We start from the raw sequence: 24,576 nt of genomic DNA on the forward strand, positions 1-24,576 counted from the left end.
CCCCAGGGGTCACTAGAAATCTTTCGCTTTTTTATATTTTCTTCAAGTATTTGCACCAGAACCATTAATCTTTCCCTAGAACGTAAGATTCTAAATAAAGAAACTACCCTTTTATCACCTTAAGAATTTGATTGCACTTTGTACACATAATCAAAGTAGGACCTGACTGTTGTTGTACTTTTTGCACATGTTGATGCTCACATTTCCCCATAATTATCGCCCCTTACTACAAATAAGTGAATAATTTCAGTTTAATACATCAATCTAACTTTATTAATTAATTTAATTAAGATGCTAATACTTTACCATGAATGTAATCGATTGTCTATTTGAAAAGGAATAAAGGAGTGATACATATTATACATGGCTAATTGTATCACCCTTTTATTTGATATAACTTATGATAAACATTCTAATCTACCGCTACCTGCCTAGTTATTCATTTAAAAATTCAGGAATGAATAAATCCGCAAGAACTAATGTTATTGCGCCAATTGCCGTCCCATGGTCACCTAATTTTGATTGTAATACATTCGTCTTTTTCGCTTCTTCATTCAGAACTCTATCCGCAACAACCTCTTTAATTGGATCAAGGATGTAGTGACCCGCCTTTGAGACGCCGCCACTAATGACAACAAGATCAGGGTTCATGACATTTATTAAGTTGGCTATGCCAACACCCAAATATCGACCTGATTTAGTAAGGACTTCTCTTGCTAGCTCGTCTCCAAGGATCGCAGCTTCATGGATGATCTTCCCTTCAATCATTTCCAATTCCCCCTGCACCAATTCCACTACTTTTGTTTTTCTACCTAAGTTTATTTCTTTTAACATATGTTCTCTAATGGCATCACCTGACGATAGGGCTTGTAAACAGCCGTAATTACCACAGGAACATTTCGGTCCGTTTAGATCAATCGCTGTATGACCAATTTCACCAGCAATGCCATTTTTTCCGTTAAACAATTTATCATCAATAATAATCCCTGCTCCAATGCCAATTCCTACATTTAGACAAACCATGTTTTGGATGTTTATTCCATAGCCAAACCATTTTTCTCCTAATGCTAGCACTTTCGCATCATTCTCAACCTTTACGGGTAATTGAAATACTTCTTCTAACCTGTCTTTAATCGGAATATTTTTTAATCCGAAGTTTGGAGCATACAGTGCTACCCCTTCTTTTGAATCAACCACCCCATGCATTCCTACCCCTATTCCAATAATTTTATCTTTTGATAGATTGGTATTCTGCATCATTTCATTTACTTGTTTTATTAATAGTTGAATTAGTTCTTCTTTTCCAATTCCTTTTTGAATGGTTACTACTTGTTCATTTTTTATTACTGCATTTAAATCTGCAGCTACAGCCCTTATTTTATGAATCCCTACATCTAACCCAATGACGTAAAAGCTTTCTGCATTAATAGTTAGCAATATAGGTTTTCGTCCACCTGTTGAAACGCCCATTTCACTTTCTTTGACTAATTGAGCTTCAAGGAGTTCATGAACAATATTTGTGACTGTTGGAGGGGTTAATTTCGCTATTTTTGCAATTTCAGCTCTGGAAATAGGACCGTCTTTGCGTATAATATTTAAAATCAATGTCCTATTTAAAGATTTCATTAATTTGAAGCTTCCAGCAATATTTGTACTTGTCATGATTCATCTGCCTTTTTCCTAAAGTATTCTTCATTATCATTCAAAGTAGTAAATGTATATTTCGTTGTCGTTTTGTAAGCTTCTCCTTGCTTTAGGATAGCTGAAGAGAAATATGGGTGATGAATCGAATCTGGAGGACCCTGCGTTTCTAAACAGAGGCCTAGATAGTCTTTCGATTGAACTCCTCTCACTTGATAAGCACTTCCAAGTTTATTACCTGTGTACAAAACAACACATGATTCATCTGTTTCAACTGTGAGCACACGACCACTTTTTTCATCTCTTAAAACAATTTCTTGCTGTTGATTAGTATTTAAAATAAATGGATGATCATAGCCTTTCCCAACTAACAGATTTTGTTGATGCTCAGAATATACACCATCAAGTATAGATCTTCCCTTGCAAAAATCAAAAGGAGTATTCTCGACACTTACCACTTTACCTGTAGGCAACATATCCATTCCAATTTCTAAAAACTCATCACTTTTCATTGTTAACACATGCTTTAATATATCAGCCTTAAGATTACCAGTTAAATTAAAATAAGTATGGTTTGTTAAATTTACTAATGTGGTTTTATCACTCATACCATGATAGGAAATCAATAGCTCATCATTATTCGTAAGTGTGTATGTTACTTTTATTTCTAGGTTACTTGGATAGCCTTCTTCACCATCTCTACTAGTATAAGTAAAATCTACACTTACTTCATTCTTATTTGTACGTACGAAGGTATTTCATAGCACATGACTAAATCCTTTATTTCCCCCATGAAGATGATTTTGCCCTTCATTTTTAGATACATGATAGCTCTTACCCTCTAATTCAAATTGACCGCCCTTGATTCGTCCGGTTTTGGTGCAAAAACCATAAAGCTTGTGCAATGAACCTTTAAATCTTGGACATACTGATAATAAAACTCTATAAAAGGTGTGTGTTTAGTATGAGGAAAGAAAACGCATTCAAATGGAAACATTATCAACCAGATATAATTTTATTAACTATACGTTGGTACCTGCGGTACAATCTAAGCTTTCGTGATTTGGAGGAAATGATAGAAGAACGAGGATTATCCTTGGCCCATACAACGATTATGCGATGGGTGCATCAATATGGCCCGGAGTTTGATAGACGAATTCGACGTCACCTCAAACAAACGAATGACTCATGGAGAGTGGACGAAACATATATAAAAATAAGGGGAAAATGGTGTTATTTATATCGTGCTGTTGATTCTGAAGGAAATACAATTGACTTTTATTTGAGCAAATCTAGAAATCATAAGACTACAAAGCGATTCTTCAAGAAAGCTTTGCGGTCTCTTCATGTTTCTAATCCTCGTGTGATTACAGTTGATAAAAATCCAACTTATCCAATCGCTATTGAAAAACTGAAGAAAGAAAAGAAGATGCCCGCAGGCATCCAAACGAGACAACTCAAATATTTGAATAACAATGTAGAACAAGATCATCGTTTTATAAAAAAACGTATACGCTCTATGTTGGGATTCAAATCGTACCAAACAGCTCTGTCCAGCTTGAACGGTGTAGAAGCGATGCATATGGTCAAAAAAGAACAAATTGATTTGCGGGATCAGTCTGTCCAAAATCAGAATATATTTATCCATCAACTATTTGGATTAACGGCATAAAGAAAGATTCCGATAGGAATCTCACAGAGTGTAGAGAAACCCCATATTTCTAAATTTATGGTTTGAAATCCCTCTATTTTTGTTATTTTTTAACTATATATTGTGTTTTTTTGTGGTTGATAAAACAATATATAGATTTTAAACAGACACAAAAACGGCTGCGGGACTTTCCCGACAGCCTGAAAGATTCCGATAGGAATCTCACTTTGTTGAAAAAAGATTATGTCAATGAAAATGCCACAAATTTTTTGTGGCACTTTCATGATTATCATTTGTTTTATCAAACGGATTCTTCTATAATTTCATATGTTAGGTGTAGACCAATTTGCTTTAGTGAGCGTAGTTTGGTCCACTTTTTCAAGTTTTGTATGATGGCTGTCATCAAAACTTGTCTTTTTACTTTTTGAACTCCACGGTAACGTGCATAACGTAAACCGTGGAGTTCTTTACTATGTGCAAAACTTAGCTCAACGGTTGAAGGACGTACAGAACGAAGAATTTTCCCACGAGACGATAAGCGCTGTTCTCTGAATTGATCGTAAATCTCTTGATGAATGGAGATACGTAACACGCGATCTTCCTTTTCTTTTTTCGCAAAGGGACATGAGTCGCAGCTACCTTTGGGTGGTTTGAATTCTTGGTAACCCTGGCGATTCGTTGTTTTATAATAAAATGGGACACCGCATGGACAAGCATATAGATCCTCCTTCACCTGTTTAAATTGATAACGGCGACATTGTGGATGGTCTTTTGTTGGGAAGCGACGATAGGACATATATACAAAGAAATCCTGTTCAAACAATTTTCGTGCAAGTTTGGCATTATAATAACCTGAATCAAGGGCGATTTCCTTCGCATATTTTCCAAATAAGTCGTTTAACTGATCGACTTGTCCAATCAATTTGCGATGCCCTAGCACATTTGCGGCCTTCACATCCGTCGCAATAATAAAGTTATGAAGCGAATCAACAATACGATGTTCAAAATACGCAAATCGCCCACGCTCATCATGTTTAACAGATAAGCGTGCGTCGGGATCTACCGGGCTAATAATTGTGTGCTTTTCTTCTACTTTTGGATCTTTCTTTTGAAGAGGTTTCTTCCCATAATGTGCTCGGCGTTCATTAATCTTCGCTAAATCTTCTTCTTCTTCTTCTTCTTCCTCGATCTTCTTCTGTTCTATTTTTGTCTCACGTACACGTTTATTCGCATTGGCTTTTAGTTCCGTTTCATCGGTCACCCATGTTTGATTCGCAATAAATCCTTCATCGTGAATCAAACGCAGACAATGATGAAAAAGCTCCTCCCAAAACGTCGTACCTTGTAGACGTTGCGAAAGAAACTTGGAAATGGTTGAGTGATCTGGGATTTTTTCTTGTGAAGAGATCCCTAGAAACCAGCGATACGTTGCGTTTTGTTTCAATTGATTTACGAGGGATTTTATCGAGATTTTCGCATTTTGTCCATAGACAATTTTGTTTTTCAACAGTATGAGATTCCGATAGGAATCTGAACTTTTTTTGTAATTTATCATTTTTTTGCACCAGAACCCGGCTAGATGCAGAGTACCGAAAAAAAGTGAAGTAAACAAAAAATAACTCCAAAATCAACCTTTATTGTATATTTTGGAGTTACTTTACGTTTACGTTACAACTTTAGGCACACTACATATTAAATTCTTCGTACTTTTTTTGAATTTATAATCGTTATTCTAGAAATTTCATTCATTTCTCCTAAGTGGCCCGTGAAATCATTTCTTGTTCATCAAGTAAGAACTTCAAGCTTGATAAAGAAATTGTTTGGAAATTCTCTTTCGACATACGTTTTCGATAATGCGTAGGTGTTTCTCCAGTCACTTTTTTAAATATGCGGCTAAAGACTACTAAACTACGAAAGCCCACCTGATAAGAAATGTTTTCTACCGATTCATTTGTCATTGAAAGTAAATGCGCTGCGTGATTAATGCGCACCCTTAAAATCCAGTCCTTCATGCTCATCCCGAAATGATTGTGAAAGACCCGCGAAAGATGGCTTCGATTGACCGCAAGATGATCTGCCACATCACTTACTGTAATCTCCTCTACATAGTGCTCTCCAATATACGTCATCGCTTCAATCGCGAGTCTTGAAAACTTTTGTTTTACTCCTGTTGAGAATTCTACACCATCTGTAAGTAATAATCTTAAAAACCGATAGGTCAACTCATTCAACTTTAATTCATCTTCTAATGTATCGTGGGAGCAATTCATACACTCCAAGATAATATCCGAATATTGTTGAATATTAGTTGAAGTAACAGAGTAGTTATCTTCTTTAAAACTCGAATAATGAATAATTTTGTCTGCTACCTTCCCACCAAATGACAGCCACGCATACAACCATGGTTCTTCTGCATCCGAGCGATAAAAGGTCGACTCTCCTGGGCGAATGAGAAAAATATTTCCTTTCTTTAATGAATATTTTTCATCTTTTATATAGTACGTTCCTTTTCCATCCAACACGACATGAATAATGTAGCTGTTACGTACAGCTGGTCCAAAAGCATGAAAAGGCAGTGTTTTTGAAAAACCGCAAAAATCAAAATAAAGTTCGCTTGAGAAGTGATGCTGTTCTTTTTTAATAAAGATTGCTTGTTCCATGGGCTTCTCCCCTCTACGTGATTACTATAACCTATATAATTTTGATTGATTCTCCGACATATTCATTGATTAAACACTGATGATTATTGGATTTTTTGAAATCTTATGCCGGAAAACTAAACGTCATTTATATAATCTACCCTTTGAAGGGAAAAATGCAACAAAAGGTTAAATAAAGGTCACAAAATGATATAAAACGGAAAGCGCTTTCCTGTTAAACTATACTTGAAAAGGAAAGCCATAGGAAGGAGATTAATGTAGTTCGTTAGTTTTTTTATGTTTAACTTTGTAAGCGCTCTTTTATTATTAGTAAAAGGGTCTTCACCAAAACATGTACTCGACAAAATTAACACATATATTGTCCTTAACAAACTGGACTATATATGCAAAGTTGCTTTGTGTGTCAAGAACAGACTTTGGTGTTGAGCCTATTAAAATTAAATGGTGGGAAAAATTACAACAAGGGAGAATGAACAGAACATGGATGGAAAATTAAAACAACGTGTTTCCTATGCCTTAGGTGCATTTGGACATGACATATTTTATGCAGCTTTGAGCACTTATTTTATGGTTTTTGTTACGAGTGCGATGTTCACTGGGGCTGATAAAGCAACGACTGGAAAAATGATTGGAATTATTACGAGTTTAGTCGTAGTCATTCGATTGGTAGAAATTATTTTTGATCCGATTATTGGAGGAGTAATTGACAACACAAAAACGAGATTCGGGAAGTTTAAGCCCTGGTTAGTCATTGGTGGTGTAGTTAGTTCTATCCTTCTTGCATGCATATTTACCAATTTCTTTGGTCTTGCAATTCATAATACTACACTGTTCATCATTTTGTTTGCAATTGTTTATCTCTTGCTCGGTAGTTTTTATTCATTTAAGGATATTGCTCTTTGGTCGATGATTCCAGCGTTAAGCACTGAAACCAAGGAACGAGGAAAATTGGCAACATTTGCACGACTTGGTTCAGTAATTGGTGCAAATGGGACTACACTAGCAGTTGTACCAATTGTTACCTTCTTTACTTTCTTGATGACTGGTGAAGATTCTCAAGGTGCCTCTGGTTGGTTTTGGTTTGGCTTGATTGCTGCTGTTATTTCTGGTGGAACGGCGATTATTACAGCACTTGGCACAAAAGAAAATGAAAGCGTAATTCGTCAGCAACAAGAAAAAGCAAGTCCTAAAGATATGTTCAAAGCTATTGCTAAAAACGATCAGTTGATGTGGCTAGCACTTTCATATATTGCATATGCTATTGCCAATGGTGTAACTAATGCTGTCTTCTTCTTCTTCTTCAAATATATTCTAGGAAATTCAGGTGAGTTCTGGATTGTGGGATTAATTGCAGCTGTAGTAAGCTTAATTGCCGTTTCACTTTTCCCAATGCTCACGAAATTAATTTCAAGACGTTTTATCTATATTGGCGGTATTGCGATGATGCTTCTGGCATATGTATGCTTCAGCTTAGCTGGAACAAGTTTACCAATGGTTATTGTGGGATTGGTGCTCTTCTACTTCCCTCATCAGCTGATTTTCCTTTCAGCTTTGATGACTATTACTGACTCGGTTGAATATGGACAATGGAAAAATGGTACCCGAAACGAAGCTGTAACTTTATCAATTCGTCCATTACTCGATAAACTTGCCGGAGCTTTATCAAACGGAATCATTGGGTTTTTAGCTGTTGCTGCTGGGATGACTGGCAATGCTACAGCAGCAGACATTACTGCACATGGTGTTTCAACGTTTCATCTTTATGCGTTCTATCTTCCAGCAGCACTCATGATTTTCTCTGCCATCATTTTCACATGGAAGATCACATTAACAGAGAAAAAACATGCACAAATCGTTAAAGAATTAGAAACAAAGCTAAATTATAGCGAAAAAGCAAACTGAAAAAGTTCAATTCTAGTGCTGAACTTACTCATTCTAAATAAAGAAGTAGAGGATATCTAAAATGAACATTACAACAAAAGATTTCGGTGCAGGTTATACGATTATCACTATTACCAATCTGAACGGCCTGCAATTGACGGTTTCAGATTTAGGTGCTCGCATTACGAGTTTAAAGGTACCAACAACGAATGGTCTACGTGAGCTCGTACTTGGTTTTGATACGGCAAAGGAATACCTTGAAAAGGATTTATATATTGGTGCCTCAATCGGACGAGTAGCTGGACGAATTCAAAATGGAACTTTTCAAATTGATGAGAACATCTATAAAGTACAAATTGATGAGACAACCGGAAACACTTTACATGGCGGTACCCCAGGATTTGAAAGCAAAAAGTGGCAATATCAAGTTATCGATAATAATGATGAGGTCTCAGTGATATTTCACACGGTGAGTTCAGATGGTGAAAATGGTTTTCCTGGGAATCTAGATGTCAGGATACGTTACACGTTAACTAACACGAATGTTTGGAAAGTAGAAACTAGGGCGACAAGTGACAAAGATACCTTGTTTAATCCAACAAATCACGTGTACTTCAACTTAACTGGTGATGTAACACAGCCTGTAGATGAACACACATTATGGGTGGATAGTGATAGATTTGCACCACTTGATCGGGAAAGTATTCCAATTGGTGAAAAGTGGCCTGTAGAAGGAACTGCGTTTGATTTTCGGAAGCCAGTTAAACTCAAAGAAACCTTCAATAGTACTTTTGGTCAAAAAGAATTAGTGGATGGAATTGATCACCCATTTTTCTTGAACCGACCTGAACGATCACATAGTTCAGTGAAACTCATTAGCCCGGATGAAGCGGTTACGATTGAAATAGCCACAAAAGAACCAAGTGTCGTCATCTTTACGGCAAATTTTGGTGAGAATACGCCTCTCATGCATGGCAAGCAACTTGCAAACCATGGGGGAATTACCTTTGAAACACAGGTTCCCCCGGGTGCTGAACAGTATTCTGATTTTGGGGATATGATTCTTAGGGTGGATTCAACTTATCAAACGATGACAGAATTTCATATTATTTGATATCATATTTTGGATAGTCTCTTTAAATATGAAACATGTATAGAAAAAATTAGATACTGCTATCAGAATTTAGTTAAAATACGATGTTGTGTCTAGAAATAATGATGAACTGTTAGAAGTGGACCAGTGAATACGGAGATAATTCCCTCATTTAGAATGAATGCAAAAGGAAGGTTTATACTTATGGAAAAGAAACGTGAACTAGCTTTAAAATTTGCTGAGGTATTTGGACCTCAAGAAACAACTCAATATTTTTCTCCAGGACGTATCAATTTAATCGGAGAACATACAGACTACAATGGTGGCTATGTATTCCCCGCTTCTATTACTTATGGAACTTACGGAGTAGCTAGACGTCGTGAGGATGATAGAGTATTAGTTTACTCAACGAACTTTGAAGAGCTTGGAGTGATTAGCTTCACGTTGAATGAACTAGATTACGATAAAAATGCTAATTGGGCAAATTATGTAAAAGGAGTTATCTTAACACTGAAAGAAGCAGGTCATAAAATAGACTGTGGTTTTGAGTTATTAGTTGAAGGAACGATTCCAAATGGAGCGGGACTTTCAAGTAGTGCTTCACTTGAATTACTTGTAGGCGTAGTATTAGAAGACTTGTTCAACTTAGACGTAACGCGACTTGAATTAGTGAAAATGGGTAAAAAAGTTGAAAATGAATTCATTGGTGTAAACTCTGGTATCATGGATCAATTTGCCATTGGATTTGGTGAGAAAGACAAAGCGATTCTCCTTGATACCAATACGTTAGAGTATGAAATGGTTCCAGTTGTTTTGGACGACTATGCTATTGTCATTATGAATACTAATAAACGTCGTGAACTAGCAGATTCAAAATATAATGAGCGCCGTGCTGAATGTGAAGAAGCACTCACACGTCTCCAAACGAAGTTAGCGATTCATGCACTTGGAGAACTAAGCGAAACAGAATTTGATGCAAATCAACATCTTATTGGAGATAAAATTCTAATTAAACGCGCGAGGCATGCAGTTTACGAAAATGAACGCACAAAAAAAGCCAAAGCAGCTCTTACTGCAGGTGATTTAGAAGAATTCGGAAAGCTATTGAATGCTTCTCATACATCTTTAAGAGATGATTATGAAGTAACCGGGCTTGAATTAGATACATTGGTGGCCACTGCGCAAAAACAAGAGGGTGTGCTTGGAGCCCGTATGACTGGAGCAGGATTTGGGGGATGCGCCATCGCATTAGTAAAAGAAAGTGAAACCAACACTTTTAAAAACAATGTTTATGATGAATATATCAAAGTTGTGGGATATGCGCCTGTCTTTTATGTGGCACACATTGGTAGTGGAACTACAGTGATTGAATGATGAATGAGGTGGAAACGATGAACACATGTCAGGCAATTTATGATTTTACTACACTTGCAATTGAGAATGGAGCTATTGAGGAAAATGACCGAATTTATATGCACAATCAACTATTACGTTTGATTGGCGAATCGGAAATGGGGGAGATTACTAGAGTAGTCGAAACAGACCCACATGTGCTGTTAGATACGCTTATGGATAAAGCGACGGAAAATCTTATTATCTCTAAAAACCGAGCCAATCGTGATATGTTCGAAGCGCTTTTAATGAATGTGATTACACCACTTCCATCCAAGGTTAATGCGGATTTTCAGGAGGCATATCGCAAAAGTCCTGAACAAGCAACGGATTATTTCTTTGAACTAAGTAAACGCAATGATTATATAAAGACCCGTGCGATTGAAAAAAATGTTCATTATTTAGCAGAATCAAAATATGGTGAACTTGAGATTACTATTAATTTGTCCAAACCAGAGAAAGATCCGAGAGAGATCTTAGCGGCTAGAAATGTACCGAGGGGAAATTATCCAAAATGTTTACTTTGTATTGAAAATGAAGGATATTTCGGTCGCTTGAACCATCCGGGTAGAAGCAATCACCGAATCATTAACATCGAGCTAGATGGAGAAGGATGGGGTTTTCAATATTCACCATATGCATACTTTAACGAACACTCTATCGTATTATCTAAGCAGCATCGACCAATGGAAATTTCTCGTGAGACATTCTCTCGTTTACTCAGTTTTGTAGAAATCATGCCACACTATTTTATTGGTTCAAATGCGGATTTACCTATTGTAGGAGGATCTATTTTAAGTCATGATCACTATCAAGCTGGACGCCATAACTTTCCAATGGCAAAGGCTAAAGTTCTTAAAACATTTGAACTATCTGATTATCCAAATGTTTCTTGCGGTATTGTCAACTGGCCAATGAGTGTGATTCGCCTCACTTCTTTAAACAAAGAAGAACTAATTCATGCTAGCACCTACATCCATGAAAGTTGGAAGAATTATTCAGATGAATTCTTACACATTCGTGCGCAATCAAAGGATGGCACAAAACATCATACGATTACACCAATTGTGCGGCGTCGCGAAGAAAAGTATGAAATGGATCTTGTACTGCGTGATAATAATGTGAGTGAAGAATACCCTGATGGAATTTTTCATCCACATCCAGATGTACAGCATATTAAGAAAGAAAATATCGGGCTTATTGAAGTCATGGGCCTTGCGATTCTCCCTCCACGTTTGATTGAGGAGCTTCATGAAGTTGAGCTGTACTTGTTAAATAAGGAAGCCAATGTTCCTGAAATCCATCAAAAATGGGCGGATGAATTAAAAGCCCAGGGCGGCTATACGGAAGAGACCATCCAAAGCTTTCTTCAAACTGAAGTTGCAAAAAAATTTGAATGCATCTTAGAAGATGCTGGTGTCTATAAGATGAATAAAGATGGTAGAGCAGGGTTTGATCGCTTTATCAAAGAATTACAAAGCACAAATCGAGAGGTGATGACTAGATGACAGTTTTAGTTTTAGGCGGTGCAGGCTATATCGGTTCACATGCCGTCAATCAATTAATCACAAATGGCTATGATGTAGCGGTAATCGATAATCTATTGACCGGTCATATCGAGTCGCTGCATGAAAAAGCGCGTTTTTACAAGGGAGATATACGTGATAAGAAATACATGTGTGAAGTCTTCTCTCAAGAAAAGAATATTGAAGGTGTGATGCATTTTGCGGCATTTTCACTTGTTGGTGAATCAATGGAAGAGCCATTGAAATATTTCAATAACAACGTTTACGGCACGCAGATTACTTTAGAAGTCATGAGAGAATTCGGCGTGAAATACATTGTCTTTTCTTCAACTGCTGCAACGTTCGGAATTCCAGAAGAGATGCCAATTAAGGAAACAACTCCAACAAAGCCAATCAGCCCATACGGTCAAAGTAAGTTGATGATGGAACAAATGATGAAATGGCAAAGTGAAGCAAGCGACATGAATTATGTGGCGCTTCGTTACTTTAATGTTGCAGGTGCAAAAGAAGATGGCTCAATTGGAGAAGCCCATAATCATGAAACACATTTGATTCCGATTATTTTACAGGTAGCGCTTGGTCAGCGTGACGAGCTCATGATTTATGGGGGTGATTATAACACGCCGGATGGAACGAACATCCGTGACTATATCCAAGTAGTAGATTTAATCGATGCGCATATCAAAGCGCTAGAATATTTAAAAGCTGGTGGAAAATCGGACGTATTTAATCTTGGTTCAGCAGAAGGCTTTTCAAATAAAGAAATGCTTAAAGCCGCTCGTGAGGTCACAGGACATCCAATTCCAGCAAAAATAGGTCCGCGTCGCCCAGGTGATCCAGATGTGTTAATTGCATCAAGTGTGAAAGCCAAGGAAGTTCTTGGTTGGGAACCAAAATATACTTCTATTAAGGATATTATCGCTACAGCATGGAAATGGCATCAAAGTCATCCAGAAGGGTATTAAAACATTCGAAAAAGAACTGCACTAGAGGAGTGAACTGCACCCCAATTGTTAGACACCAAATCTAACGATTGAGGTGTTTTTTTATGGAAAAATATCTGCAAGTATTCTCTCAAACTTGGACATACTGATACTATTACTCTAAAAAAAGGACGTGATCAGTATGTCCAAGATTTAAAGATTAATTACAAGTGTCTTGAAATTTTGCACCAGAACCCTTTCTAGGGTGACAACAGCCTCTTGTTTATCGTCTCCGTCTGCAAAGAGAATTACTTCTTCTCCTTTTGGCCAGGGCCGTAACTCCCATAATACTTTTACCAGCTGATCTTCCGTTTTTAATAAGGTTGATTTCATGCTAAAAGAGGATGATTTTCGTACAAACTCGGTCGCATTTCGAGCTTGAAAACCATGTTGAATATGGACGTTAATCTCCTCTCCCACAATTTTCTATTACTCTACCCTTCACGAATTATCTGGTTTCCGTCGCTGCTTTCATTTGTTTGTATGCATCGTTTGTTTCTTCGATTCCATACAGGACAACCGCTTCTTTTCTCTTATTCTTCTTGAGGAAGACGAATCTCTGTTTCTGTATCGAAAAAATGAACTTTATTGATATCTATCGCTAAATCCATTTGTTGACCTGACTTTACTTCTGTACGAGCATCCACACGCGCCACAAAATTTTGACCGTTAATTTTGGAGTACACCATCGTTTCAGCACCCATTAATTCTGCTACTTCTATCTCAATTGTTATTTTTGATCCTTGAGAAGCGTCTATGAACACCGGCTCATCATGGAAGTCTTCCGGACGAACTCCTAAAATGATTTCTTTATTAACATAGCCTTGTCCACGTAATACTTTCATTCTTCCTTCTGGAATGGCGATGCTAACTTGCCCCATTTGGAATGAACCATCTTTTAACGTCCCTTTAAAGAAGTTCATCGCAGGAGAACCGATGAAGCTACCAACAAATACGTTTTTTGGTTTTTCATACACTTCTTTTGGTGTACCGACTTGTTGAATGATGCCATCTTTCATGACAACAAGGCGCGTAGCCATGGTCATCGCTTCTGTTTGATCATGTGTGACGTAAATCGTTGTCGTTTGTAGTCGTTGATGCAGTTTTGAGATTTCAGCACGCATTTGGACACGCAGTTTAGCATCTAGATTGGATAAAGGCTCGTCCATTAAAAACACTTTGGCATCCCTGACAATCGCACGTCCTAAGGCAACACGTTGACGCTGACCGCCTGAAAGAGCTTTTGGCTTGCGATTCAAATATGTCTCCAACCCGAGGATACGGGCAGCATCTTGTACGCGACGATCAATTTCACCCTTTGGAAATTTGCGTAATTTTAACCCGAATGCCATATTGTCATAGACGCTCATATGTGGATATAATGCATAGTTTTGGAACACCATCGCAATATCGCGGTCTTTCGGTGCTACATCGTTTACACGTTTGTCATCAATATAAAAATCACCTTTTGAAATTTCTTCAAGACCTGCCACCATACGAAGAGTTGTTGATTTACCGCAGCCAGATGGACCTACGAATACAATAAATTCTTTATCTTTGATATGAAGATTAAAGTCTTAAACCGCTGTCACATTGTTATCGTAAATTTTATAAATATTATTTAAGCGTAACTCAGCCATTAATTTTTCCTCCTTTAGTGAGTAAAAAAATTTCTTATTTGATTAAAGTTTAAAATTGGTATTGAACCATCTATTTTTTCTTACTTGTGATCATTCGTTTTGGCACAATTGCAATGGCATATTTTCATTCATGGTCGTTTATTAGCTTTTTTTTCGCCAACCAAGAGCTGCCAATGACACCTGCATCATTACCTAATGTGGCAATTGCTAACTCCACACCTTGCGCTACCCTTGGAAAAGTAAAACGGGTAAAGTGCTCTTTCAATGGTGCTAACAATGCATCTCCTGCTTTAGAAACGCCACCACCGATGACAATTTTCTCAGGATTTAAGCCGTTTGCAAGATTTGCTAATGCTAAACCTAAATAAAGGGTGACTTCGTCAATTACTTTGTTAGCTAACTCATCGCCCTCATTAGCTGCTTCAAATACTAGTTTCGATGATAATGATTGATGTTCATGATAAATCTCTCTTAATTTACTTGGTGTACGGGTAGAAGATAATTCTTCAATCGTTAAACGAACAATACCTGTAGCGGATGCTACGGTTTCAAGACATCCTGTTTTTCCACAATTACAATGCACTCCCCCCTCTATAATAGAGGTGATATGACCAATTTCTCCACCTGCTCCATTTACGCCATGTATAATTTCGCCATTGGCAATGATTCCGCCCCCGACACCTGTCCCTAACGTCACACAGAGTAAATCTTTTGCTCCTTTTCCAGCACCTTTCCACATCTCACCAATCGCCGCAACATTGGCATCATTATCAACAATGACGGGTAAGGACGTTTCCATTTCAAGGAGACTTTTTAAGTGGAAGTTTTCCCAGCCTAAATTAACGGCAACATCAATGGAACCATTTTTCAAATTAACAGGACCTGGTGCTCCAATCCCAATACCGATTAACTTATTTTTGTTTTGTCCCAACTCATCCAATGTTTGATCAATCGATTCGGCTATATCAGTTGGGATATGATTCCCTTTTTCCCTTGTGTTTGTTGGGATTTCCCATTTATGAATCATTTCACCATTTTGATTGATAAACGCTATTTTTATAGTGGTACCACCTAAGTCCACACCTACTAACCATTTTTCATACATCATCATGTATCCTGATTAACCCCTTGGCCTTTCATACCAGTTTAGATGGTTTAAATGCCAGTTCCAAGCATCCTTAATGATATTGTGGACAGAAGTACGTTTTGGCGCCCAACCTAACACTTTTTTCGCTTTATCCGAAGATGCGATTAATGTACTTGGGTCACCTGCCCGACGCTTACCAAATTTAACAGGAATTTCACGAGCGGTTACTTCCTTCGCTGCTTCAACAATTTCTTTTACAGAAAATCCATTATTGCTTCCAAGGTTAAAATAGTTACTTTCGCCACCATTTTGTAGGTATTTCAACGCTAAAATATGGGCATCAATTAAGTCTTCGACGTGGATATAGTCACGAATACACGATCCATCAGGAGTTTCGTAGTCCTCACCAAAGATAGTAATGGAATCTCGTTTTCCAAGCGCTGCTTGTAAGACCACTGGAATCAGGTGCGTCTCTGGATCGTGGTCCTCACCGATTTCACCTGATGACCTCGCTCCTGCCACGTTAAAATATCGAAGGGAAACGAATTTTATTTCGTGTGCAACTTCTGACCACTTCATCATTTTTTCCATAGCAAGCTTGGTTTCACCATATGTGTTCGTTGGATTTGTTGGTATTTCCTCTGTAATTGGGACTTTTTCAGGTTCACCATATATTGCAGCCGTAGATGAAAAAACGATGTACTTCACATTGTTCGCCTTCATTGTTTCTAACACGACTTGTGTTCCAAAAACATTGTTATCATAGTATTTTAACGGGTCAGTCATGGACTCCCCAACGAGTGAATTTGCAGCAAAATGAATGACTGCTTCAATCGATTCTTTTTCAAAAACAGATTGTAAAAATGCTCGCTCCCGAATGTCACCCTTGTATAACTTCGCTTTCGGATGAACTGCTTCTTGATGACCTGTTTGTAAATTATCAACAACGACAACATTAAAATTATTATCGATTAATTGATAAACCGCATGTGATCCGATATAACCTGCTCCACCTAATACTAAAATGCTCATGCTATCATCCCATCTAAAAGTTCTTTTGCTCCATCGCCAATTCTCACTTCATAGAAAGAAGCTTTGTAACCAGTCTTGTCTTCATAGATTTTTCTGATTGACTTAATCACGGCTTCTACCTTGTCTTTTTCAACAATTGCAATTGCGCAACCACCAAAGCCCGCTCCTGTCATGCGAGCCCCAACGACACCACTCTGTGTCCAAGCAGCTTCTACTAGTGTATCAAGCTCAATGCCAGTCACTTCATAGTCATCTCTCAGTGAGCGATGGGAAGCATCCATTAGACGTCCGAATTCACGAATGTCACCTTTTTTCAATGCCTCTAACGCCTGGATCGTTCTTTCATTTTCATAAACCGCATGCTTTGCACGTTTTTGCAATATTTCATTTGTGATTAAATGCTTAAATTGTTCAAATTGCTCTGATGAAATATTTCCTAATGCTTGGATTTCTAATTCCTGCTTCAGCAGATCAAGTGCTTGTTCACATTCACTTCTACGCTCGTTATATTTTGAATCAGCAAGCTCACGACGTTTATTAGTATTCATGATTAAAATTAGGTGCATATTCATACTTAAGCGTTTCGCAATTTAGGAGAATCCCTGCATTCTTTTTTCCCATTCCAATGACGAATTGGTCCATGATTCCGCTGTTCACACCAATAAATTTATTCTCAACAAGTTTCTCAATTTTTACGAGCTCAACTCGATCAATCGTTAAGTCAAATAGCTTTTCGAACATCACACCAGATACAAGCTCAATTGAGGCCGATGATGATAATCCTGCACCATTCGGGATATTTCCATAAAACAGGACATCCACCCCGGTTGGGATCGAGTACCCTTTTTTAAGTAAATACCGCAGTATACCTTTTGGGTAATTTACCCAATTGCGTTTTTCATCATAATCTAATTTATCAAGATTAAATTCAATAACTCCTTGTTGCTCAAAATTCATCGAGTACATTCTAATTTTTTGTCTTCACGCTTTCTTCCTAGCGCATATGTCCCCTTTGTAATGGCTCCTGGAAACACATGCCCACCGTTATAGTCAGTATGTTCCCCAATGAGATTGATCCTCCCAGGTGCGAAGAAGGTTCTATATTCATTTTGATTAAATAGTTCTTTAAACGATTTTAAAAGTTTACTAAAATCCATGATGTTCCTCCTGAATAAGTTCAATATTCCAAGTAAAATTCAACTAAAGTTTGTATTTACTAAAAAATAAAGATACAGTAGACTATCAAACTGTATCTTTATTTATCCATTCGCTTAAACATCTTATTCTTTTACATACTTACTTAATTCAATGGGTGAAATTTCACTTTTTGAAAATGCTCTAAAGCAGATAGAAAATAGAAAGTCCTCATTTTTTAATCGATATTGTTCAAGGACACCTGGTCCGCAGCTTGCTGAACCTAGACCTTGTTGCTTATGGTCTACATTGAAGGTAATACTATCTTCCTTAACCAAATCATATGTGTGACGAGCATTTTCGATATTTTCTGTTGAATAAAAATGTGCACTAAAATCGAAGCTTGGCTCCCCGACTGTTAGCAACCCTACTCCTGAAATATTTGTTAAGGATGCCCACCTTACCTCATGACGATTCCCATTTTCTTGAGGAACGACATACGGACTAAACAACCCATCTACATTCGAAGACCATACTCCAAATCGGTTTGCTAGTTTACTATCCACATAAGACTCTCCAGGACCTCGTCCATACCAATCGACTTGGTCAAATTGAGGTTTCAACTTCATTTGTAAACCAATTTTCGGTAATGTTGCAGATGACTCGCCTAACTTTCTTCCGCTAACATCCATTTTCATCACACCATTATTGTTGATAATATAAGTGAGTGTCGTATCGAATCCCCATGCAAGAACAGGTGGAGCCATTCGTGATTTTACGATGATGGTTACTTGATCGTTTGTTGGTGACATTTCGTATTCGACAGAATCAATTCTGTTCTGCATCCAGTGTAAACCGTATTGTCTCCAATCTTCTTCTTCTTTTTTTACGTTAAATTCTTCTAATCCCAACTTATCATTATCCGTCGGCGCTCTCCAAACATTTACTTTTGGACCTTGTTCTAACAATTCAATCCCATGAATCTTCCATGAATCAAGTACACCGTAAATGGTATCGAAAGCGAACTGGAAGGATTCCCCATTTATAACAAGCTTATGTTCTATTTCTTCTAAAGATAGAGGACCATTGAATTGTGTTTCAAGCTTCTCTACTTCCTTTGATGCTGCAGGTAACTCGAATTGAGTCCACGCAATTTCATGACCAGCCTTTGCCCATTTTGTATCCTCCGCTTGATTAAACTGGATATTTAACCAATAATCTGTTTTCATTCTCTGAATACTTGGCAATGTGAATGGGATTGCGATATTTTGTGATTCACTTGGAAGGATTTCAGGCATTTCGATTGTTCCACAATCTAGTATATTTCCATCTGCAACAATCGACCATGAAAGAGTTAGGTGATTCAAGCTAATGAAATCATACTGATTACGGATACTTATCATTCCTTGTTCAAGATCTATCGCATCTACTTTAACTGGTTCGATCACTTTTTTATATTCAAGTAACGCTGGTGACGGAATACGATTAGGCATGACAAGTCCATCTAAAACAAAGTTAGAATCGTGAGGTGTTTCACCGAAATCTCCTCCGTACGCAAAATATTCTTCACCATCTTCCGTAAATTGACGAATTCCATGATCCAACCATTCCCATACGAATCCACCTTGCAAACGATCATGCTTATAAAACAAATCAAAATATTCTTTTATTCCTCCAGGTCCATTCCCCATCGCATGAGCAAATTCACATAAAATATGGGGCTGTTTCAGGTCTGTTCGACTACCTAATCGATCCATAATTTCATGGGATGTATACATGGTGGAGAACATATCCGCTGCAACATGTATTCGTTGAGGGTTATTTTCGTCCTGAGTCATGATTACACGAGTTTCACCTTCATAATGAACGAGTCTTGTTGGATCTTTTTGCTTTGTCCAATTTGCCATCTCGACATGGTTTTGTCCAAATCCAGATTCATTTCCTAGAGACCAAATGATGATGGAAGGATGATTTTTATCACGCTCAACCATTCTCTTCATTCGATCGACGTATGCTTCCTTCCAATCTGGATCCTGACTCAATTGATGAGGCTTACCGATAATGTCAAATCCATGACACTCTATGTCTGCTTCATCAATCACATATAGACCGTATTCATCACACAAATCGTAAAAACGTGGATCATTTGGATAATGAGCCGTACGCACTGCATTGATATTGTGCTGCTTCATCAGCTTGATATCTTTTATCATCCAGTCAATCGGAACAGTACGTCCTAAATCTGGATGATGATCGTGACGATTCACACCTTTGATCATAATTGGTACACCATTTACTTGTATCAATCCATTTTTCAACTCAACTTGTCTAAATCCAACCTTTGTCGGAATAACCTCAATTACCGCACCTTGGTCATCTTTTAAGGTCAAAAGTAAATGATATAAATACGGTGATTCTGCTGTCCATTTATGAGGAGCTGCAATTGAGAGAGTAGTCTCAAATTTTGTTTCAATTGATTCAGTTTGGACTATTTCTCCTTCCCGTCTCGCCTCTACTACTTGTCGGAAATTTTCATCGAATAATTGAATATCCAGTTGGTATTTAGTATTTTTGTTTACATGTGAATGGATCACTGTTTCAAGATGTAATTCAGCATCCGTATACGTCTCATCAAAGGTTGTCTTTACAAAAAAATCATGAGTATATACTTTTGGCTTTGCTAGTAAATAAACATCTCTAAAAATACCGCTTAACCACCACATATCTTGATCTTCAAGATAACTACCATCTGACCATTGATATACTCTAACAGCTATCGTATTTTTCCCTTCATGAACAAACGATGTTACGTCAAATTCTGAAGGCAAACGACTTCCCTGACTATATCCAACAGCCTGACCGTTGATCCACACATGGAAAGCACTATCTACACCTTCAAAACGCAGAAATACCAAGTCCTCGATCATTTCTTTTGACACATAAAAGTCCTTTCGATAGGAACCTGTTGGATTTTCTGTTGGAATATGCGGAGGATCTACCGGAAATGGATATTGAACATTTGTATAATGAGGCTTTCCGTAACCGTGCATTTGCCAGTTTGATGGGACCTGCAAATCCCCCCAATCACTTACATCATATTCATTTTCATAAAATGATTGTGGTGCTAGTTCAGGTGTTTCCGCATAATGAAATTTCCATAACCCATTTAATAAAGTAAATCCATGGGAACGTCCTCTATCATAGCTAATCGCATCATCTATATTGTTATATGACATGAAATAGGAACGATCTTTAATACGGTTTTTATGAAGTACAGACAGTAATTTGTAATCTTCTTTTAGTTTCATTTTGACCTCCTGAAGTTTCTTTCATCTTCCTACTTATAAAAAGTTAGATAAGGATGGATCCTTTCTAAAAGAGATCCATCTTTATTTCTCATTTTAGTATTCATGTTTCATCAAGCTTAAAACAGATACTTCCTTCTCCATCTTCACACGTTTATGAATCTATAAATGATATTGAGATATGCGCAAGTTTTGCCTCATCAGAAAAATTCAGTAAGAAAAAGGATCCTGTTTTGCATACTCATGTAACGTTATTATTCATAACTTCCCTTTTACTATTTAACTGCACTTCCTAACATTCCTTGAATAAAGTGCTTTTGAAGGGCTAAGAAGAAAATGATAATAGGAATCGTTGCAATCGTTATCCCAACATTAATTTGACCATAATCAATAATTGAATTCCCTTTCAGACTTGATAACGCTACCGGGAATGTATACATTTCCGTTGTTGTCGTTACAACCAATGGCCATAAAAAATTATTCCATTGTTGAAGGAATAAAAAGATAGCTGTAGCTGCTAGTGCTGGTTTCATGGAAGGCAATACAATGCGAAAAAAGATTTTTAGTTCACCTGCACCATCTATTCGTGCTGCTTCAATTAATTCAGTAGGAAAAGCCATCAAGTTTTGTCTCATTAAGAATATTGCAAAAGGTGAACAAACTGTTGGTAAAATAAGGGCAAAATACGTATTCAACATACTAAAATCTGACATCATTTTAAATTGCGGAATAAGCAGCGCTTGATATGGAATCATCATCGACAAAAGAAACGCCATGAAGATAAACTTATTCCCTTTAAATGAAAATTTCGATAATGCATAAGCAGCCATCGTCGAAACAATCAGAGCTAAAATCACATAGACAACGGAAACGAATAGAGAATTATACAAAACTCTCCAAATGTTGATTGAATCATTCAGATTGTTAAAATTCGTTAAAAATTGATCACCAAATCCCATTGTCGGTGGATTCGAAAATATTTTACTTGTATGGTTCGTTGATCCTACTAACATCCAATAAAATGGGAAGATTGAAATAACAATACCAATAAGCAAAAAGAGTGGAAGCATTGCTTTTTTCGCAAATTTTAAACCTTTCTTTCCTTGCATTATTTTTCATCTCCCGTCGTTTTCATTTGAATAATTGATAAGAGTGCTACAATTACAACAACCACGTAAGCAATGGCAGACGCATAACTAAAATCATAGTACTTAAATCCATTTTGAAAAATCATTAAACCAAGTGTCATCGTAGAATCCCCAGGACCACCTTTGGTAAGATTGTATGGTTCATCAAAAAGCTGCAATGTCGCAATCGTTGAAATAATGGAAGTAAACAAAATAACCGGCTTCAATTGTGGAATGGTAATAGAAAAGAATTGTCTTACCTTACCTGCACCATCTATAGAAGCAGCCTCATACATTTCTTCTGAGATGTTTTGCATAGCTGCAAGATAAATCACCATATTGTACCCTGTCCATCTCCATGTCATTGCAAGGATGATCGAAACCTTCGCCCAAAAAGGATGATTTAACCAAGGGATGGATTCGATACCAATCATCATCAAAAATTGATTAAAAATCCCTTTATCCATCAAAATGATAGAAAACAAAATGGAATACGCTACTAACGATGTAACAGCTGGCATAAAAAATGCTGTACGATATAAACCTTTGAACTTTAGTAGTTTACTATTTAAGATAACTGCTAATATAAGTCCCAATAAAATCATAATTGGTACTTGGAAAATGAAAATGATAAACGTATTAAATAAAGCTTTATGAAACGTTGAATCATTCAACAATCGTATATAGTTATCAAAACCCGCAAATACATATACTCCACCTTTAGATGTTTGAAAGCTTAATATAAAAGATGAAATAATTGGATATACCGTGAATACGATAAACAATATAACAGCTGAAGCTAAAAATAGGTACGGTGTAATTTTTGTTTTATTTATTCGATTCGTTATAATGTTCAACCCCCTTAAACTTGAGAGAGGGGAAAGATTGTACACGCCTACTTACCTCTCTCAAGAAACCATTTTTATTTTATTGTCTCATTCTATTTTCGGTATTCTTTTTCGCATCCTGCATTGCTTTTTCTGGTTTTGCCCCATTCACTACTTCACCTTGAGCTTTTACAATCTCATCACGTGCAATTGGATCATTTTTTGTATAATAAATAGTTGAGATTTTTTCCATTTCATCAGCGAAGAATCTCCAAATTTTTTGATTGTTGAAGAACGGTATCTCTGCATCAAATAGCTCAGACTCAAATACTGGACTATAGGAAGGGAATAGCCCACCTTTCATTGCGATTTCTTGAGCCTCAACATTTGACGAAAACCATTTTAAGAATTCATACGTTTCTTCAACATTTTTACCTGTTGAAGGAATTACAAACGAACTACCACCTTGAACGGATGAACGAGATCCACCTTCTTCATAAGCAGGCAATGGCATTACCCCCCATTTACCTTCTGTATCTGGTGCTTGTTTTTCGATTGTTCCTACTAACCAACCACCAGCAATTACTGATGCAGTTTCTGAATTCGCAATTGTTGTTACCATTGAATCCCAACCAGTTACACCTAAAAGTAATTCTTTGTCATTTAAGTCTTTCAATACTTCCATTGCCTTTACAGACGCATCACTACCAATTGTTAAGTTATTATCTTTATCAAAATAACCTTCACTTTGTTGATTTAACAAAATTGTGTAAACATTCGCATCTGCTTGGTCAAAACTCAACATCGCTTTACCAGTTGCTTCTTTGACTTTCTCACCGGCAGCTACGAAATCTTTCCATGTTTTAATGTCTTCAGGATTAACTCCAGCTTCTTCATATAAGTCTGTTCTATAGAATACTGCTGCTGGACCTGCATCAAATGGCATTCCATACATCTTCCCATCTCTTGACACTGCTTCAATTTTAAAATCTGGAAAATCCTTTTTAAATTCGTCATAACCTAATTCACTTAGGTCAGCAAATGCGTCCGGGAAAGATTCTAATTTCCCTTGAATCTCATCATCTGTTTGAAGTAATCCATCTGGTAAACCTTTACCACCAGCTTGCAAACCTGTTGTTGTTTTTTGAATGATGTCCTGTCCACCAGTTTCAATGATATCTACTTTAAATTCTGGATGATCTTTCTGATAAATTTTTGCTGCTTCTTCTAATACAGGTACATTAATGTTATTTGCCCAAATTGTGATTACTCCATCTTCTGAAGCATTATTCGCACTACTAGTACCACAAGCAGTCAATAGTATAGACAATACGAAAGTTGATAAAAACAAAACAATTTTATTTTTCATAAAATATTGCCCCTTTTTTAGTAATATTTTTACTAATCAAATTGTATCACCATCAACTAAACATGTAAACGCTTTTTTAAATTTTGTTTTAGTAAAAACACAATTTAACCTTAAATCCGTTACATGTTATTCCTGTCATAGTTCAATTGCACAAGTTGCTTTTAGCTATTAAAATGAACTCAAAAAAAAAAAAAAAAACGAGCATTTTCGCTCGTTTTTAACTATTTA

At 37.0% G+C, this 24,576-nt stretch carries 16 protein-coding genes and 3 pseudogenes; 6 read left to right on the forward strand and 13 right to left on the reverse strand.

Features of this window, described 5'->3' with window-relative positions:
* Positions 1 to 435: 435 nt before the first annotated feature.
* A complete protein-coding gene (locus tag BFL01S_RS10310; protein WP_061785630.1) occupies positions 436 to 1,662 on the reverse strand; it encodes an ROK family transcriptional regulator in 1,227 nt (408 codons plus the stop codon).
* Positions 1,659 to 2,546: pseudogene (locus BFL01S_RS10315) on the reverse strand (aldose epimerase family protein). Before BFL01S_RS10315 ends, BFL01S_RS10310 begins: the two are co-directional and overlap by 4 nt.
* 59 nt (positions 2,547 to 2,605) lie before the next feature.
* Between BFL01S_RS10315 and BFL01S_RS10320 the strand changes: the two are divergent.
* On the forward strand, positions 2,606 to 3,313 hold the full coding sequence (locus BFL01S_RS10320; protein ID WP_061785632.1) for an IS6 family transposase: 708 nt from the start codon (positions 2,606 to 2,608) through the stop codon (positions 3,311 to 3,313).
* A gap of 280 nt (positions 3,314 to 3,593) precedes the next feature.
* On the opposite strand, the gene BFL01S_RS10330 is transcribed toward BFL01S_RS10320, so the two are convergent.
* The gene (locus BFL01S_RS10330; protein WP_061785634.1) at positions 3,594 to 4,799 is read right to left on the reverse strand and encodes a transposase; all 1,206 of its coding nucleotides are present in this window, start codon (positions 4,797 to 4,799) and stop codon (positions 3,594 to 3,596) included.
* 247 nt (positions 4,800 to 5,046) lie between these two features.
* Positions 5,047 to 5,952 (reverse strand): AraC family transcriptional regulator, encoded by a 906-nt coding sequence (locus BFL01S_RS10335; protein WP_061785635.1) that lies wholly within the window; start codon positions 5,950 to 5,952, stop codon positions 5,047 to 5,049.
* Positions 5,953 to 6,393: 441 nt separating this feature from the next.
* On the opposite strand from BFL01S_RS10335, the gene BFL01S_RS10340 reads away from it, so the two are divergent.
* The 5 genes from BFL01S_RS10340 (at position 6,394) to galE (BFL01S_RS10360) (ending at position 12,809) form a co-directional block, all read left to right on the forward strand.
* Positions 6,394 to 7,854 (forward strand): glycoside-pentoside-hexuronide (GPH):cation symporter, encoded by a 1,461-nt coding sequence (locus BFL01S_RS10340; protein WP_235859220.1) that lies wholly within the window; start codon positions 6,394 to 6,396, stop codon positions 7,852 to 7,854.
* Positions 7,855 to 7,915: 61 nt separating this feature from the next.
* The gene (locus BFL01S_RS10345; RefSeq protein WP_061785637.1) at positions 7,916 to 8,947 is read left to right on the forward strand and encodes a galactose-1-epimerase; all 1,032 of its coding nucleotides are present in this window, start codon (positions 7,916 to 7,918) and stop codon (positions 8,945 to 8,947) included.
* A gap of 183 nt (positions 8,948 to 9,130) precedes the next feature.
* The gene (locus BFL01S_RS10350; protein WP_061785638.1) at positions 9,131 to 10,300 is read left to right on the forward strand and encodes a galactokinase; all 1,170 of its coding nucleotides are present in this window, start codon (positions 9,131 to 9,133) and stop codon (positions 10,298 to 10,300) included.
* The gene (galT, locus tag BFL01S_RS10355) at positions 10,297 to 11,826 is read left to right on the forward strand and encodes a UDP-glucose--hexose-1-phosphate uridylyltransferase (protein WP_082802728.1); all 1,530 of its coding nucleotides are present in this window, start codon (positions 10,297 to 10,299) and stop codon (positions 11,824 to 11,826) included. Before BFL01S_RS10350 ends, galT begins: the two co-directional genes overlap by 4 nt.
* Positions 11,823 to 12,809, forward strand: a complete 987-nt coding sequence (galE, locus tag BFL01S_RS10360) for a UDP-glucose 4-epimerase GalE (protein WP_061785640.1) — start codon at positions 11,823 to 11,825, stop codon at positions 12,807 to 12,809. The genes galT and galE (BFL01S_RS10360) overlap by 4 nt, the downstream gene beginning before the upstream one ends.
* Positions 12,810 to 12,980: 171 nt before the next feature.
* Here galE (BFL01S_RS10360) and BFL01S_RS10365 read toward each other — a convergent pair whose 3' ends face one another.
* The 9 genes and pseudogenes from BFL01S_RS10365 to BFL01S_RS10405 form a co-directional block, all read right to left on the reverse strand.
* Positions 12,981 to 13,247 (reverse strand): HPr family phosphocarrier protein, encoded by a 267-nt coding sequence (locus BFL01S_RS10365; RefSeq protein WP_061785641.1) that lies wholly within the window; start codon positions 13,245 to 13,247, stop codon positions 12,981 to 12,983.
* A 113-nt stretch (positions 13,248 to 13,360) separates the two neighbouring features.
* Positions 13,361 to 14,467, reverse strand: a pseudogene (locus BFL01S_RS10370) (ABC transporter ATP-binding protein).
* A 124-nt stretch (positions 14,468 to 14,591) separates the two neighbouring features.
* Complete coding sequence (locus BFL01S_RS10375; RefSeq protein WP_061785645.1) at positions 14,592 to 15,572, reverse strand: ROK family glucokinase; 981 nt, start codon at positions 15,570 to 15,572, stop codon at positions 14,592 to 14,594.
* 15 nt (positions 15,573 to 15,587) lie between these two features.
* Positions 15,588 to 16,586, reverse strand: coding sequence for a UDP-glucose 4-epimerase GalE (gene galE / locus BFL01S_RS10380; RefSeq protein WP_061785642.1), 999 nt, complete (start codon positions 16,584 to 16,586; stop codon positions 15,588 to 15,590).
* Positions 16,583 to 17,743 (reverse strand): annotated as a pseudogene (locus BFL01S_RS10385) (galactokinase). The gene galE (BFL01S_RS10380) and the pseudogene BFL01S_RS10385 overlap by 4 nt, the downstream one beginning before the upstream one ends.
* Before the next feature lie 123 nt (positions 17,744 to 17,866).
* On the reverse strand, positions 17,867 to 21,028 hold the full coding sequence (lacZ, locus tag BFL01S_RS10390) for a beta-galactosidase, LacZ type (protein WP_061785643.1): 3,162 nt from the start codon (positions 21,026 to 21,028) through the stop codon (positions 17,867 to 17,869).
* A 272-nt stretch (positions 21,029 to 21,300) separates the two neighbouring features.
* Positions 21,301 to 22,134, reverse strand: a complete 834-nt coding sequence (locus BFL01S_RS10395; protein ID WP_170943872.1) for a carbohydrate ABC transporter permease — start codon at positions 22,132 to 22,134, stop codon at positions 21,301 to 21,303.
* Positions 22,134 to 22,988 (reverse strand): carbohydrate ABC transporter permease, encoded by an 855-nt coding sequence (locus BFL01S_RS10400; RefSeq protein ID WP_061785646.1) that lies wholly within the window; start codon positions 22,986 to 22,988, stop codon positions 22,134 to 22,136. Before BFL01S_RS10400 ends, BFL01S_RS10395 begins: the two co-directional genes overlap by 1 nt.
* Positions 22,989 to 23,079: 91 nt before the next feature.
* Positions 23,080 to 24,348 (reverse strand): ABC transporter substrate-binding protein, encoded by a 1,269-nt coding sequence (locus BFL01S_RS10405; RefSeq protein WP_061785644.1) that lies wholly within the window; start codon positions 24,346 to 24,348, stop codon positions 23,080 to 23,082.
* Positions 24,349 to 24,576 lie beyond the last annotated feature (228 nt).

Source organism: Priestia flexa NBRC 15715, assembly GCF_001591565.1.
GTDB lineage: Bacteria > Bacillota > Bacilli > Bacillales > Bacillaceae_H > Priestia > Priestia flexa.